We start from the raw sequence: 13,000 nt of genomic DNA, 5'->3' as shown, positions 1-13,000 counted from the left end.
GAAATAAAATGGCAAAAGTAAACCAAAATATTATTAAAGCGCTTGAAGAAGAGCAGCTTAAAAAAGACGTACCTGCGTTCGGCGCTGGTGACACAGTTGTTGTTCAGGTTCGCGTTAAAGAAGGTGACAAAGAGCGTCTACAGGCCTTTGAAGGTGTTGTAATCGCTAAGCGTAATCGTGGTCTTCACTCTGCATTCACAGTTCGTAAAATCTCGAACGGTGAAGGTGTAGAGCGTGTATTCCAAACGCACAGCCCTCTTATCAGCAGTATTGCAGTGAAGCGTCGTGGTGCAGTTCGCCGCGCGAAACTTTACTATCTGCGTGAGCGTTCTGGTAAGTCTGCACGTATTAAAGAAAAACTTAACTAATACGTCGCATTTACCAATGCTTAAAAACGGGCCACTCTTTGAGTGGCCCGTTTTGGTTTCTGTATCCTATAATATCAATCCGCTTCCTAATCCTATTTCTTCCTGTTAGACTGGCTGTATCTTTTAGTTTACTGAAGTAAATAATAGTTTACGGTATGGGAATGAGTCAAACATCTGAACTATCCTTGCTCAGGGACAAAATTGACGCGTGCGACAGCGCGTTGGTTGACCTGCTCGCGCAGCGGCGTGAGCTAACTGAACAGGTGGGAAAAATTAAACAAGCTTCCGGGGCACCACTGCATGTGCCGCAACGGGAAGCCAGCCTGATTGAGGCCCGACGAGCACAGGCCGAGCGCAAAGGGGTAAACCCGGATCTGGTTGAAGACATTCTGCGTCGTATGATGCGCGAGGCTTATGAAAATCAGCAAAGTGAATTGGCATGTGCTGCACCTCAGTTATCCCCTGTGGTGATTGTGGGTGGCGCGGGTGCGATGGGCCAACTTTTTGCTCGTCAGTTGCAACGCTCTGGGTATGAAGTGCGGGTGCTCGACAAGGCACAGCAGGCCGATCAGGCAAGCATTCTTGCAGACGCCAGACTGGTATTGTTAAGCGTTCCCATTAATGCCTTAGAGCAAGTGATCCGGGACCTGCCACCATTGCCTGATGAGTGTATACTCGCTGATATTACATCGGTTAAACAAGCCCCGTTACAGGCGATGATGAAAAAGCATCCGGGACCTGTGGTCGGACTACACCCGATGTTTGGACCGGATATTTCACACTGGGTTAAACAAACTGTCGTAGTGTGCGACGGGCGTGGTGGTGAAGTTTATCAGGGGCTGCTTGACCAATTACAGATCTGGGGCTGTCACTTGGCGAACATGGCGGCTAAAAAACACGATCAGGCAATGCAGATCATTCAGGTTATGCGCCACCTGACAACCTTTGTATATGGCCAGTTTTTGGCCCGGCAATGTCATACACTGGAAGAGCTAAGAAGCTGCTCATCGCCAATTTATCAGTTAGAACTCATGATGGTCGGTCGTTTGTTCGCGCAATCGGGAGAGCTCTATACCGACATTATGCTGGCTCAATTTGACGAGGTAGAAGGGCTGCTTGCCAGCTATCAGGATACGTTTGAGCAGACCCTGAGCAGATTACAGGCCAAAGATAAAGCCGCTTTAATGGCCGCGTTTGAAGAAGCTAAGGGATATTTTTCGGACAGTGCCCAAACCTTTTTGCGCCAAAGCCGTGGCTTGCTGAACAAGGCTAACGACGCTAAGGTCATTTCATAATTGCTTCAGATCTGAGCGAGGCGGGCCTCGCTCAGAATAATTAATACCAATTTCACTTAATACCTGCTCAATTTGAAGGCGCAAATATGACGCTAACGGCGTTAAAAATTTCTCATTTAGAATAATTAAATAGCAAAAATTTCGTCTTGTTATCGACCCTATTTTCTCGCCTCAAAATAGAGCACTTAATTAAGCAAATTGGTATTATACAACTTCGACAGCCTGCAAAGATTCGCTTTGATAGCAGCCCAGAATGCGCACAAACTGAGTATGCTCTTTTAGCGATTCAAGGGCGCTTTGCACCAGCTTGTCGGCAACATTGGCCTGCAGGTCAACATAAAAGACTTCTTCCCAAGGGTTACCTGGTACCGGACGTGATTCCAGCTTAGTCATGTTAATGTTGTGCTCTTTGAAAACCATCAGGGCATCGGCTAGCGAGCCGACTTTTTGTTTGGTTGCCATGATCAGGCTGGTTTTGGTCGGGATCTGTGTCGATACTTGCAGTGGCTGACGCGCAACAACAATAAAGCGACTGTGATTCTCAGCCTGGTTCGCGAGACCCGTTTTCAGCACTTCAAGGCCGAATCCTTTCCCGGCTTGTGCTGAGCCAATAGCTGCACTATTCGGAGTATCGGCTGCCAGTTTAAGCGCACTGGAGGTGGAGTCACAGGCTTCTTGCGTCAGGTCGCCGAGCCCTTCCAGGAAGCGACTGCATTGTGCGAAGGGTTGGTGATGTGCAAAGATTTTGTTGATGTCTTTGAGGGTTGTGCCCTCTTGGGCCAACAAACAATGTTCTACACTGTGCGTTACCTCACCAATTATGGAGACCTGAGCGTGCTGGAGCAAATCAAAGACCTCATTGATACTGCCAGAGCTGGTGTTTTCAATGGGTAAAATACCGTAATCAGCCTGACCTTTCTCGACAGACTGAGTGATATCTAAAAATGTCTGGCATCCTAGTTCGACCAGGGTACCCGGACGGCGGCTAAAATATTTATGGCATGCAAGCTGGCTGTATGATCCTTGTCCGCCGAGGTAAGCCACTTTATGCGTATCGCTTAACGACTCCGGATTCAGGCTTTTTTGTAGCATCGCTTGTTGATTCAATACTGAATCTTCCAGGATAACCTGAAAAACATTATTGATATAAAAAGGGTCCAGGCCCAGTGATTTACCATAGTTGATGAGCTTTTCCAGTAGCGCGAGCTCGCGAGCTTCGTCTCGGATTGGTTTGTTATTGGTGATCTTATATTCCAATACGCTGTGGCTTAGTCTGCGGCGTTTTGCCAGCAGGATAAGCAGCTCAGAGTCAATTTCGTTGATGTCTTTACGCAGAGCATCCAAAGTATCTTGTGTCATAGGTCCTCACTCCCATTGTGCCAAAAAAAAGCCTCCCAGTGTGGGAGGCTTAGCTATCTGAACTTTTACACGCAAACAGTTAAGCCTCTTCACCTAAAGAAGCTAAAAAAGAAAAAATAGTTGCGTGTTGTTAAAGTCATAAATCTGTCTAAATTTTGGTGCTTAATTTAATTAACGCTATTATTAGCACAGATCATTTTAACTATACAAGTCCGAATTGAGACATATCTGGCAAAGTGTTTGGCGAGGTTCCCTATGATCTGGTATATTCTGCGCACTTATCTTGAAAAAACTATAACTAGCTAAAAGGTTTATCGTGGGCTATCGACGACCTGTGTCTCGCTTTGGTTTTAACTCGCTTAGTGTCAAACTTCCGGTGTTAACTGCCGCTGTTTGTTTGATTGCCGGGGCAATTGCTGCTGCTTTAATGTTGAAAACCGAAGAGAAGCAGCTTGTCTATGAAGAATTTCATGCATTGAGAGTGCAAAGCGAACAAACCCAGATGCACTTCTCTGAATTTCTCACACTAAAGAAAAAGTTGGCGCAACAAGCCAACATGGTGGTGAGCAGGTCTTTGTTCTCGGAGCAACCCGGACAAACCTCATCTGAACAGCAGGTACAAATTAATCGAAACGATGAGCGTATTAATAGTATCGCGGCAAATGGTATTTCAGCGGCCTATTTGCCAGTAAAAAACCTGAACGAACAGACTCAGGCATTACTTACCGAATCAGAATTCGTCTGGAATTCTTTGTCGCCTTTGTTATTGCAGGACTTTTTCAATTTCTATCTCCATACCACAGATGACTTTGTGCGTATTTCACCGCCAAACTCGTTGTTGGTGGACGGCAAAGGGAGTAGTCATTTTAGTATTCATGCGTTGCCACTGTTGCGCGAAGAGCTTAACCCCACTCGCCAGGCACTGTGGTCTGGCATTCATTATGATGCAGTCTGGAGCAAATGGGTTGTTAGTGTACTCGTGCCACTGTATGTTGACGATGTTTATCAGGGGTTTACGGGCAGTGATCTGGAGCTCGATGTGTTACTTAGACGGCTACCGAAATCCACCGAAGAGTCAGCATACATTGTTTTTGATAAGCAGGGACGCGTGTTGTCTGCACCCAATATGGGGATTGTTGCGCATAATAATCAACTGGCAGATAAAGGTTCCTTGCCCGCTGCTTTTCAGGAAATGATAGACAATACGTTGCGCGTTAACTTACCTAGTTTGCAAAGTGAATTCGGGTATCAGCAGGAGTCTTATCTGGCGAACGTTGTTCACCTGACCGAGCTGGATTGGTATATCGGCTATTACAAGAAACGAGATTCGGCTTTGTTTGCATTGCATGACTTGAAGTGGAAGTTTTCAGGCTTGTTTATCATTTATGGGCTGTTTGTTTCTCTGTTACTGCATCAGGTGATTTATCACTTGATCCTCAGACGCCTTAATCAATCTGTCGATGCGTTGGTGTCGTTCGGTAAGGGTCAACTGGACTATCCTGAATTGCCAGATGCTAATGATGAGCTGGGAATGTTGAATGCTTCGATCAATGATATGAGTGATGAAACCCGTAAATTGATCCATGGGCTAAATACCCGGGTGTCAGAAAGAGAGTCTGCGCAAAAACAAGCAAATCGGTTAGGTAAGGCTGTGGAATTCTCTGGCACCGGCGTGCTGATCACCAATGACAGATTCAAGATTGAATATGTTAATCCTAAAATGTTGGAAATGACCGGTTTTAATGAAGCGCATTTCACCGGTGCGCCCTTGCTCGGTATTGTCTCGAAAGAGATGGCGATCATTGTCGATGACATTGACTTTGACCTGCGCAGTCGTAATTACTGGCGTGGTGACACACTGCTGCAAGGTGTCTCTGATGAGCCGATCTGGGTGAGTTTGAGTATTTCCCCAATCAGAGAGGAGAATGGGCGAATTTCCAGCTATGTGGCGTCGGCTCAGGATATTTCCTTTGTGAAAGAGAGCCAGCGAAAAATGGAAGAGTTGGCTTATTTTGATACTCTGACCGGGCTGGCAAATCGCACTTTTTTCCGCATGCAGCTGCGTAAGTCGATGGCACTGGCAGAGCGCGGGCATTATGCCTTTGCACTGTTTTATTTTGATCTTGACGAATTTAAACGCATCAATGACACATTGGGCCACGATGCCGGAGATCGGTTGCTGGTCGAAGTGGCGGACAGGTTAAAACAGAGGCTGCGCGCAGAAGACACGATTGCACGCCTGGGCGGTGATGAATTCGCTGTTCTGCTCAGCGGGATTGAGAGCCGCGAAAATGCAATGGATGTCGCACATACCATTCAGCGAACATTGGCCAAGCCAATCCGGCTTGGCAACAATGAAGTGATTGTCAGCGCCAGTATCGGCATAACACTGGCTCCTTTTGATAGTAAAGAAGAAGAGCAGCTACTGAAACACGCAGATTTGGCAATGTATGAGGCCAAAGCGAAGGGGCGCAATACATTCCATTTTTACTCACAGGAACTGGATGCAGCGGCCAACGAGCGTTTGTATATTGAAAACGAGCTGCGCCAGGCCATTAAGGAAGGACAGTTCAGTCTGCGCTACCAACCTCAGATTGACAGCATCACGGAGCAAGTGGTCGGCTACGAAGCCCTAGTGCGCTGGTATCATCCTGAAAAAGGGTTTATTGCACCGACAAAGTTTATACCTATTGCTGAAGCAACCGGCATGATAGTAGAGCTTGGTGCCTGGGTATTGCGTGAAGCTTGCCAGTTTTCAGCCAGACTGCGCCGCAGTGGACGTACCGCAGATATTTCAATCAACTTGTCAGCCCGTCAGTTTAAAGATGCTGAGCTAATTGACAATATTGCAATGACATTAAAAGAGACAGGGCTGTCACCTCAAATGCTGCATTTGGAGCTGACAGAGAGTATGTTAATGGGAGACGTTGAAGCCGCCATTGAGCAATTGCTGGAAATGAAAAAGCTCGGTGTGTCTTTGTCCATTGATGATTTTGGCACGGGCTACTCGTCATTGAGTTATTTGAAACGTTTTCCGGTCGATGTACTCAAAGTGGATCGGTCCTTCGTGAAGGACATCCCTGAGGATTCTAATGATATGGAAATCACCGCGGCTATCATCGCGATGGCACAAAAACTCAGTATGAAGGTGATTGCAGAAGGGGTAGAGACTCAGGAACAAGTGGCCTTCTTACAAAGAAATAACTGTTTTATTGTACAAGGCTACTATTACAGCGCGCCTTTGACTGAGCATGAAATTTTGATGCAAAGTCAGCACCCGGATATTGGTCAGGGCAAACAAGCGCATTAGTCTGGCGTGCGAAGCCAGCCCGTGTCAGACTTCGCACGACATACAGGCTAGCCGCCAGCTATTTTAACCTTAAAGCCCTGTGCTTCCAGCAGGGCTTTCAGCTTGTTGCGATCATCGCCCTGGATCTCAATGATGTTGTCTTTGAGTGCGCCGCCCTGGCCCATTTTACTTTTCAGGGTTTTTGCTAGTTTCTTCAGGTCATGTTCTGTCGGGTCGATACCCACGACCAGCATGACGCCTTTTCCTTTGCGGCCTTTTGTCTGTCGCTCTATTCGTACAGCGCCATCTTTAAATAATTTCACTTCTGGTTCTGGCTGGCTTTCGGTATATTTGATCCGGCCAGACTCGGTGGAGTACACCAAACGACTTTCTGACATTTTGCCTCTCCTGTATAAATCTTAATACCCTTATGGTAACAAAAAGCGGTTTGAAGCGAGATAATTTTTTGGCTAATTTCACTTATCGGTTTATATTTAAAACAACATCATGGATACCAAAATTTAACCAAAGTAGGAGCTTGCGATGAGCCTGAGCAAAAATGCTTCAGCGGATGGAAAAACTCTAACGATTCAAATCAAAGGGAAATTTGATTTCAACTTGGTCCAGTCTTTTCGTCAGGCCTATGCCGACGTAGGTAACCAAACGGAGAAAGTGGTTGTTGATCTTCGCGACACTGACTACATGGATAGCTCCGCATTAGGTATGTTGCTCAACATGAAGAAGACCCTGGGTGATTCGGTATCTAGTATACAGATCAGTAATTGCAGACCCCAGCTGAAGAAGATCTTACAAATTTCACGCTTCGATAAAAAATTCGATATTGACTGATTCACGAGGGATTCGTGTATGTTAATTTTGGTTGTGGATGACCAGCCACTCAATTGTCGATTGCTGCAAACCATGCTTGAGCACCAACATTACGATGTGCTGGTGGCAAATAATGGTCAGGAAGCGTTGGACTTGCTCTATGAGCATGATGTGGATATCGTTTTGTTGGACGTAATGATGCCAGTAATGGACGGCTTCGAAACTGCGCCCAAGATTAAGGAACATGCGGGTGACGTGTACTTGCCTGTGATTTTCATCACCGCGCTGGAAGATCACGCCAGCTTTGAGAAGTGCCTCCATGTTGGAGGAGATGACTTCATACATAAACCTTTCGACAGGATTGTGTTGTCAGCAAAAATCCGTGCACATGCCAGAACGAGAAAGCTCAGCAAAGAAGCCAACGAGCAAAAAAAGCAGCTAGAGTACCACTACAACCAAATCGAACGAGAACACGAAATTGTCGAGCATATTTTCCGTAATGCCTTATCTGGGCAGCAAGATTTTGCGGATTTATGTGACTATCACCTGTCACCTGCCTCTATGTTTAACGGAGATATGTTCCTGATGGCAAAAAGCCCGATTGGCGGCTTTTACTGCTTGTTAGGCGATTTTACCGGGCACGGTTTGGCTGCCGCAGTGGGGGCGTTGCCTGCATCTAAAATTTTTTACACTATGGTGCAAAAAGGGATGGCGGTGAATGACATTGCAGCAGAGCTCAATAGCTCACTGAATACACTGCTGCCCGGACATATGTTTTGCGCTGCAGCCATTATAGAAATTAGTAGTTCCGGAAGAAACCTGTCTGCCTGGTTAGGTGGATTCCCCGATATCTATTTGATAGACGGGCAGGGGCAAATACTTAAAACCATTGAGTCTCAGCACATGTCCCTTGGGATCCTCGATGAGGATGAATTCGAACGCAATACGCTGCACTTTGAAGTGGATGTGGGCACCCGTATTGTGATGGCAACGGATGGTATTATTGAAAGTGAAGCCCCTGACGGTGAATTGTTTGGTGAGCAGCGCCTGATCGATGTATTGAGTTGCAAAGTAGATGTCTCGACGAAGGATATTATCCAGCAAGTGCGCGAATACAGCGGACACAAAGAGCAGCAGGATGATTTGAGTATCGCAATTATCAACTGTCTGCCTGATACTTCCACTGAAGCCTTGCCTCCCGAGTATTCAACTTTGCCATTTAACATTAGCATTTCACTGAATGCGCAACAGATGCGATATACCGATCCGGTGCTGGAGCTGGTTGATATCTTGTCGCAGGTCGAAGGTTTACACGCGCACCGGTCAAATGTGTTTTTATTACTTTCTGAGGCATACAACAATTCACTGGACCATGGTGTGTTGGGGCTGCAGTCGGATTTGAAAAATCAGGACGATGGTTTTATTGAATATTATCAGCAAAGGGCACGTGCGTTGGAAAGCCTCAAGGATGCGCTGATCATCATCAATGTGCGTTTTTGCCCGGATGAGTTCTGTCTTGTTTTTAATATCTGTGATTCGGGAAATGGCTTTGATCACAGTTCAACCGCACTACATAAATCACAGCAGGAACATGGCAGGGGCGTTGAGTTACTCTCTGAAATTGCAAAAAGTGTGACGTACAATCAGGTGGGTAACGAGGTTGAGCTGGTATACTCGCTTCGATAACGTGACTTTGTTTATGTTGCCACTGTTGCTGAAAATAAAAAATTCTAATATCACGCTGGCATACCTCATTCGTCCATGTTAAATTTGATGGATATTTAGATGTTTGGATGGCCAAATGATTTCTACCTATCTTTCTCATTGTAATTTATCTATTAGCGAAGCCGTAGTGGCGGGTCAGCTCGCCGAGTTGGATGCGTATCTTGATACCCATAGCCTCAGTGCCACATGGTCATACCAAATTCCAGAACTGGGCGAGGGGGGCAGTTGCAGTCTATTCGGCAATCTACAGGAAGCGCCCTTTTTACTGACGGACTTTGTTACTCGTAACAGTGAGAGTGAGCAGCAGTTGTCGCGTTTACAAACAATTGCGGAATATGTCAAAACTGCCACGAAGGTTGACTGGTTTGGTATTTACCAGGCGCGTCCGGCCGAAGGTATACAGCAGTTGCTGAAGCTGGCTTATTATGGTGCACCTAGCCGTCCTCTATTTCCGATTACCGAGGCGTTTGCCGCTACATCAAACAATATTCAAACGTATTTGTCTGAGCAGGCACGTGTGATCAATAACATCCCTGATTATGTGGCTCAAGGGGGCGAATATTATACCTGTGATCCTAAAGTACAAGCTGAGGTGTGTTTGCCATTGTTAAATCAACAGGGTGAATGCCTGGGGATTATTGATGCAGAAGCTTTTGAGCAGGAGTGCTTTGATGAATACAAGCTGGCAGTTTTAGTTGCCGCTTGTATTCGTGCGATTGAGTATCTTCCAAGTTAAGCGGGCTCGTCTTCGCGGCAACTTATGTTAATATGAGCTCAGAGTTAACCCCATGACAAACGAGTCAGAAAACCTCGTTTACGTTAATTAGGAAAAGAGAGAACCATGTTTTCAGAACTAAAACCACTTCCGATGGATCCAATCCTGGGCCTGATGGCCGCCTATAAAAAAGATACTAACCCAAATAAGATTGACCTAGGGGTTGGGGTGTATAAAGACGAGCAGGGTCATACCCCGGTTCTGAAGGCGGTAAAAAAGGCTGAAGCGTTTCGTCTGGAAAATGAAACAACTAAATCTTACATCGGTTTAGCGGGTAACCTGGATTACTGCGACAAGATGGAAAAGTTGCTGCTGGGCAATGAACACCCGGCCTTACTGGCTAACCGCACCAGAACAGCTCAGGCGCCAGGTGGTACCGGTGCTTTACGTGTTGCAGCGGAATTTATTAAGCTTTGTAACACAGATGCTACTGTATGGGTTACTACACCAACTTGGGCGAACCACATCAGCTTATTTGAAGCAGCTGGTCTGAAAGTCAAAGAATACCCGTATTATGATTATGAGAATAAAGGCCTGCTGTTCGATGAAATGATCGAAACGCTGAAGCAAGTACCAAAAGGCGACATCGTGCTACTTCACGCATGTTGTCATAATCCAAGCGGCATGGATTTAAACGCAGAGCAATGGCAAATTGTTGCTGAGTTAGCGAAAGATGTGGGCTTTACACCACTTGTTGACATCGCTTATCAGGGTTTTGGCAGCGGCTTGGAAGAAGACGCTCAAGGTATGCGTTTGCTGGCTTCAACAGTCGACGAAATGCTGATCTGTTCTTCATGCTCTAAAAACTTTGGACTTTACCGTGAACGCATCGGCGCGTGCACATTCGTTGCTAAGGATGCTGCAGTGGCTGATGTTGCTAACTCAGTGTTACTCAGCGTTGTACGCAGCATCTACTCAATGCCACCTGCACACGGTGCGGACATTGTGAACACGATTCTGGGTAGCGAGGAGCTGACTCAGGAGTGGCATCAGGAGCTGGCTGAAATGCGTGACCGCATTAATGGCCTGCGTAGCTTACTTAAAGACAATCTGAACGCCAGAGGTGCGGGACAGGACTTCTCCTTCATTGAAAGTCAGAATGGGATGTTCTCATTCCTCGGTATAAACAAGGCCCAAATCGACAGATTACGTGAGGAATACTCAATCTATATTGTGGGTTCCAGTCGTGTAAACGTGGCAGGTGTGAGCAAAGACAACATCGATTACTTTGCCGATGCAGTTGCGACTGTACTGAAATAATACCAGTTCGCGTAATTAAGTAGCCAATCTTGAGGTGAGTAAATCTCTCCAATTGGTTATGTATTAATACAGGGTGGTATAAGCTCGCTTATACTAAAAAAGCCAGCTCTTTCGAAAGAGCTGGCTTTTTTGTAGGTATGGTCAGAGACATTAGGCCTGTTTAATGGCCGTTACTTTATCGTCATCCCCTTTCTTGTTAGCGGGTTTTTCCTCAGTGTCTTTCTTTGTTGACACTTTTCCGCCTTTCAGGATGGCCATAAAATCGTCTTTTTGTTTGGCAATTTCCAGTGCGAGCGACTCAACTTGTTGCTCACTGAGTGGAACATCCACTTTTTCTAACATGCCTTCAAGCGCTTCTGCAACATCCAGCATTTTATCATAAGCATCAGCCTCTTTTTTGCTGGTAAATGTCATACGCTCTACTCCATTTCTTTCTACCACATACTTAACGATAACCGCCATGATCACTCTCCACGAACACTGTTTTTTTGTACAGTAACTTGTCTCGTCAATAATTACAACTGATAAAGTGCTGTTATGTACCGATACAGCGGATCCTGGTGCAATTAATAAACACATTGAGCACCTGTCCAATGTTAACTTTATCAATAAAAACAAATTGATAAAGTTAACCTGTATGCTCTTTGTGGATGATGTCAGATTACCACTAGCATAGTTTATAAAAATTAGCATAACAGAGAGAGATGAAAAATTAGCAACAGGAAATATAGACATAATTTTGACATATTTCTCTGCGTTTACTTTATTTTAACTGTGCATGCACATTGCAATGCATACTTTAAAACATGGACACTTTAATTGAGGGATCTCACGATGAATATCAAAACACTTTTAGCGACATTGGCGCTGTCCGCCGCACTGCCAATTATGGCTCAACCAGAGCAAGCGCCTGCTACAACCCAGCAAGTTGCTGATGCGGTGGTGAATGTAAACCATGCCAGCGCAGAAGAGTTAACCCGTTTACCTGGTATTGGCATGAAAAAAGCGCAAGCGATTGTCCGCTCTCGCGAAGAAGCGGGAGACTTTCAGGATATGGATGCTTTACTAAGGGTAAACGGAATAGGTGTAAACATCCTTGCCAAACTTAAAGGCAAAGTAACATTTTAGCGTTGTTCCAGTTGAGTCTGGTCATCTCCAGGAGCAGCTTAGGCTGCTCTTTTTCTTATCTTTCCTGGTACATTTCCTGATTATTCAATTGCGCCTTGGTGATTTGTTGTTCGAGTTGCAATTTGAAATAATCTCGCTCTGATTCAGGGAGGTAGCGCAGATGCAGCTCATAAAAGCGCGCTGTTTGGTACAAGTGCAGCAGTGCGGCGTTGACAACTTTAAGAAATTGCCGGGTTTCGGGGGTATCAGAGCAGGCAATGTGGCCAAGAACAAAAGGCGGGTTGTTTGCTATTTCGATGCTATGTACCTGCGTAAGTGTCAGCTTGCTTGCATAGCGTTGAATCGTTGTCGGGTAAGTCAAAATAAAGCTCACCCGGCCTCGCTCGAACATGGTGATGGTTGCTTTGTAGCTGTCACCACCAGGGCGTCTGATTAACTGAGTTTTATCAACCCTGGCCAGTTGTGCGTCCAGGTAATCGCCGTATGAGCGTTGTGCCTCCGTGAGTAAGGTAGTTCTGGGGTGTGCCTGGAGTAGGGCAATGAGATCGGTCAATTGTCCCTGTTCATTAAGAAAAGGGGCAAGGTTAATATTCAGTGGCAAAAAGTATAGCCTGTGACTGGGGTAAAGGTGCACAGGCAAGCTGAATAAATACTGCTTTGCTCGCTGGCGTGTTTTTATCCGGTTTAGGGCGCAAAAGGGCAGGTTGCTTTGGAGCAGCTGATCGATGCGTGTGCCCGGAGCAAGCAGCAAAGGCGGGCGGAAAAAAGAAGGGGCTGTTTTTAAGATGTAATTCAGCACCAGGTTATTTGAGTCTGTTGAAATATCCAGAGGCTGTTGTGAAAACACCATCTCGATGTCTAGTGGGTCATCGCTTAGTAGCTGGACCTGAGCACTTGCTGAAAATGCAATCCAGGTATGTAAAACCACCATGCTTATGAGTAAAACAGACTGCGTGATTGCCATCATAACGTA

Annotated in this window: 12 protein-coding genes; 8 read left to right on the top strand and 4 right to left on the bottom strand. The window is 45.8% G+C overall.

Annotation, left to right across the window (positions count from 1 at the left end; genetic code table 11):
* Nucleotides 1–8 precede the first annotated feature (8 nt).
* Nucleotides 9–368 carry a 50S ribosomal protein L19 gene (rplS, locus tag QNM19_RS09485; protein ID WP_058795922.1) on the top strand — a complete coding sequence of 120 codons (360 nt, stop codon included), beginning with the start codon at nucleotides 9–11 and terminating at the stop codon, nucleotides 366–368.
* A 161-nt stretch (nucleotides 369–529) separates the two neighbouring features.
* Complete coding sequence (gene tyrA / locus QNM19_RS09480) at nucleotides 530–1,663, top strand: bifunctional chorismate mutase/prephenate dehydrogenase (protein WP_284026627.1); 1,134 nt, start codon at nucleotides 530–532, stop codon at nucleotides 1,661–1,663.
* A gap of 204 nt (nucleotides 1,664–1,867) precedes the next feature.
* Here the strand turns inward: tyrA and QNM19_RS09475 are convergent, their stop codons facing one another.
* A complete protein-coding gene (locus QNM19_RS09475; RefSeq protein WP_010382400.1) occupies nucleotides 1,868–3,022 on the bottom strand; it encodes a chorismate mutase in 1,155 nt (384 codons plus the stop codon).
* Between the two features lie 316 nt (nucleotides 3,023–3,338).
* Between QNM19_RS09475 and QNM19_RS09470 the strand changes: the two genes are divergently transcribed.
* Nucleotides 3,339–6,332: a bifunctional diguanylate cyclase/phosphodiesterase gene (locus QNM19_RS09470; RefSeq protein WP_284026626.1), complete on the top strand. Its 2,994-nt coding sequence runs from the start codon at nucleotides 3,339–3,341 to the stop codon at nucleotides 6,330–6,332.
* A 47-nt stretch (nucleotides 6,333–6,379) separates the two neighbouring features.
* Here QNM19_RS09470 and QNM19_RS09465 read toward each other — a convergent pair whose 3' ends face one another.
* A complete protein-coding gene (locus QNM19_RS09465; RefSeq protein WP_284026625.1) occupies nucleotides 6,380–6,709 on the bottom strand; it encodes an SUI1 family translation initiation factor in 330 nt (109 codons plus the stop codon).
* A gap of 145 nt (nucleotides 6,710–6,854) precedes the next feature.
* Here QNM19_RS09465 and QNM19_RS09460 point away from each other — a divergent pair, with 145 nt between their 5' ends.
* The 4 genes from QNM19_RS09460 to QNM19_RS09445 all read left to right on the top strand — a co-directional run bounded on the left by QNM19_RS09460 (nucleotide 6,855) and on the right by QNM19_RS09445 (nucleotide 10,899).
* On the top strand, nucleotides 6,855–7,160 hold the full coding sequence (locus QNM19_RS09460) for an STAS domain-containing protein (protein WP_010382395.1): 306 nt from the start codon (nucleotides 6,855–6,857) through the stop codon (nucleotides 7,158–7,160).
* An 18-nt stretch (nucleotides 7,161–7,178) separates the two neighbouring features.
* Complete coding sequence (locus QNM19_RS09455; RefSeq protein ID WP_049865022.1) at nucleotides 7,179–8,825, top strand: fused response regulator/phosphatase; 1,647 nt, start codon at nucleotides 7,179–7,181, stop codon at nucleotides 8,823–8,825.
* Between the two features lie 115 nt (nucleotides 8,826–8,940).
* Nucleotides 8,941–9,600: a GAF domain-containing protein gene (locus QNM19_RS09450; protein ID WP_049865023.1), complete on the top strand. Its 660-nt coding sequence runs from the start codon at nucleotides 8,941–8,943 to the stop codon at nucleotides 9,598–9,600.
* A gap of 105 nt (nucleotides 9,601–9,705) precedes the next feature.
* A complete protein-coding gene (locus QNM19_RS09445; RefSeq protein WP_049865024.1) occupies nucleotides 9,706–10,899 on the top strand; it encodes an amino acid aminotransferase in 1,194 nt (397 codons plus the stop codon).
* 150 nt (nucleotides 10,900–11,049) lie between these two features.
* On the opposite strand, the gene QNM19_RS09440 is transcribed toward QNM19_RS09445, so the two are convergent.
* Nucleotides 11,050–11,361: a YebG family protein gene (locus tag QNM19_RS09440; RefSeq protein WP_049865025.1), complete on the bottom strand. Its 312-nt coding sequence runs from the start codon at nucleotides 11,359–11,361 to the stop codon at nucleotides 11,050–11,052.
* Nucleotides 11,362–11,733: 372 nt separating this feature from the next.
* Between QNM19_RS09440 and QNM19_RS09435 the strand changes: the two genes are divergently transcribed.
* Nucleotides 11,734–12,027 (top strand): ComEA family DNA-binding protein, encoded by a 294-nt coding sequence (locus QNM19_RS09435; protein WP_049865026.1) that lies wholly within the window; start codon nucleotides 11,734–11,736, stop codon nucleotides 12,025–12,027.
* Nucleotides 12,028–12,082: 55 nt separating this feature from the next.
* Here the strand turns inward: QNM19_RS09435 and QNM19_RS09430 are convergent, their stop codons facing one another.
* On the bottom strand, nucleotides 12,083–12,994 hold the full coding sequence (locus QNM19_RS09430; RefSeq protein WP_284026624.1) for a hypothetical protein: 912 nt from the start codon (nucleotides 12,992–12,994) through the stop codon (nucleotides 12,083–12,085).
* Nucleotides 12,995–13,000: the final 6 nt, after the last annotated feature.

It is taken from the genome of Pseudoalteromonas ardens (assembly GCF_030125445.1).
Taxonomy (GTDB): domain Bacteria; phylum Pseudomonadota; class Gammaproteobacteria; order Enterobacterales; family Alteromonadaceae; genus Pseudoalteromonas; species Pseudoalteromonas ardens.
The sequence above is the reverse complement of the archived record's forward strand: the minus strand, read 5'-3'. Positions and strand labels throughout refer to the sequence as shown.

Excerpts from the sequence above, each read along its gene's own strand:
- rplS (WP_058795922.1), top strand. The coding sequence starts at position 9 with ATGGCAAAAGTAAACCAAAATATTATTAAAGCGCTTGAAGAAGAGCAG.
- tyrA (WP_284026627.1), top strand. The coding sequence starts at position 530 with ATGAGTCAAACATCTGAACTATCCTTGCTCAGGGACAAAATTGACGCG.
- QNM19_RS09475 (WP_010382400.1), bottom strand. The coding sequence starts at position 3,022 with ATGACACAAGATACTTTGGATGCTCTGCGTAAAGACATCAACGAAATT.
- QNM19_RS09465 (WP_284026625.1), bottom strand. The coding sequence starts at position 6,709 with ATGTCAGAAAGTCGTTTGGTGTACTCCACCGAGTCTGGCCGGATCAAA.
- QNM19_RS09460 (WP_010382395.1), top strand. The coding sequence starts at position 6,855 with ATGAGCCTGAGCAAAAATGCTTCAGCGGATGGAAAAACTCTAACGATT.
- QNM19_RS09455 (WP_049865022.1), top strand. The coding sequence starts at position 7,179 with ATGTTAATTTTGGTTGTGGATGACCAGCCACTCAATTGTCGATTGCTG.
- QNM19_RS09450 (WP_049865023.1), top strand. The coding sequence starts at position 8,941 with ATGATTTCTACCTATCTTTCTCATTGTAATTTATCTATTAGCGAAGCC.
- QNM19_RS09445 (WP_049865024.1), top strand. The coding sequence starts at position 9,706 with ATGTTTTCAGAACTAAAACCACTTCCGATGGATCCAATCCTGGGCCTG.
- QNM19_RS09440 (WP_049865025.1), bottom strand. The coding sequence starts at position 11,361 with ATGGCGGTTATCGTTAAGTATGTGGTAGAAAGAAATGGAGTAGAGCGT.
- QNM19_RS09435 (WP_049865026.1), top strand. The coding sequence starts at position 11,734 with ATGAATATCAAAACACTTTTAGCGACATTGGCGCTGTCCGCCGCACTG.
- QNM19_RS09430 (WP_284026624.1), bottom strand. The coding sequence starts at position 12,994 with ATGATGGCAATCACGCAGTCTGTTTTACTCATAAGCATGGTGGTTTTA.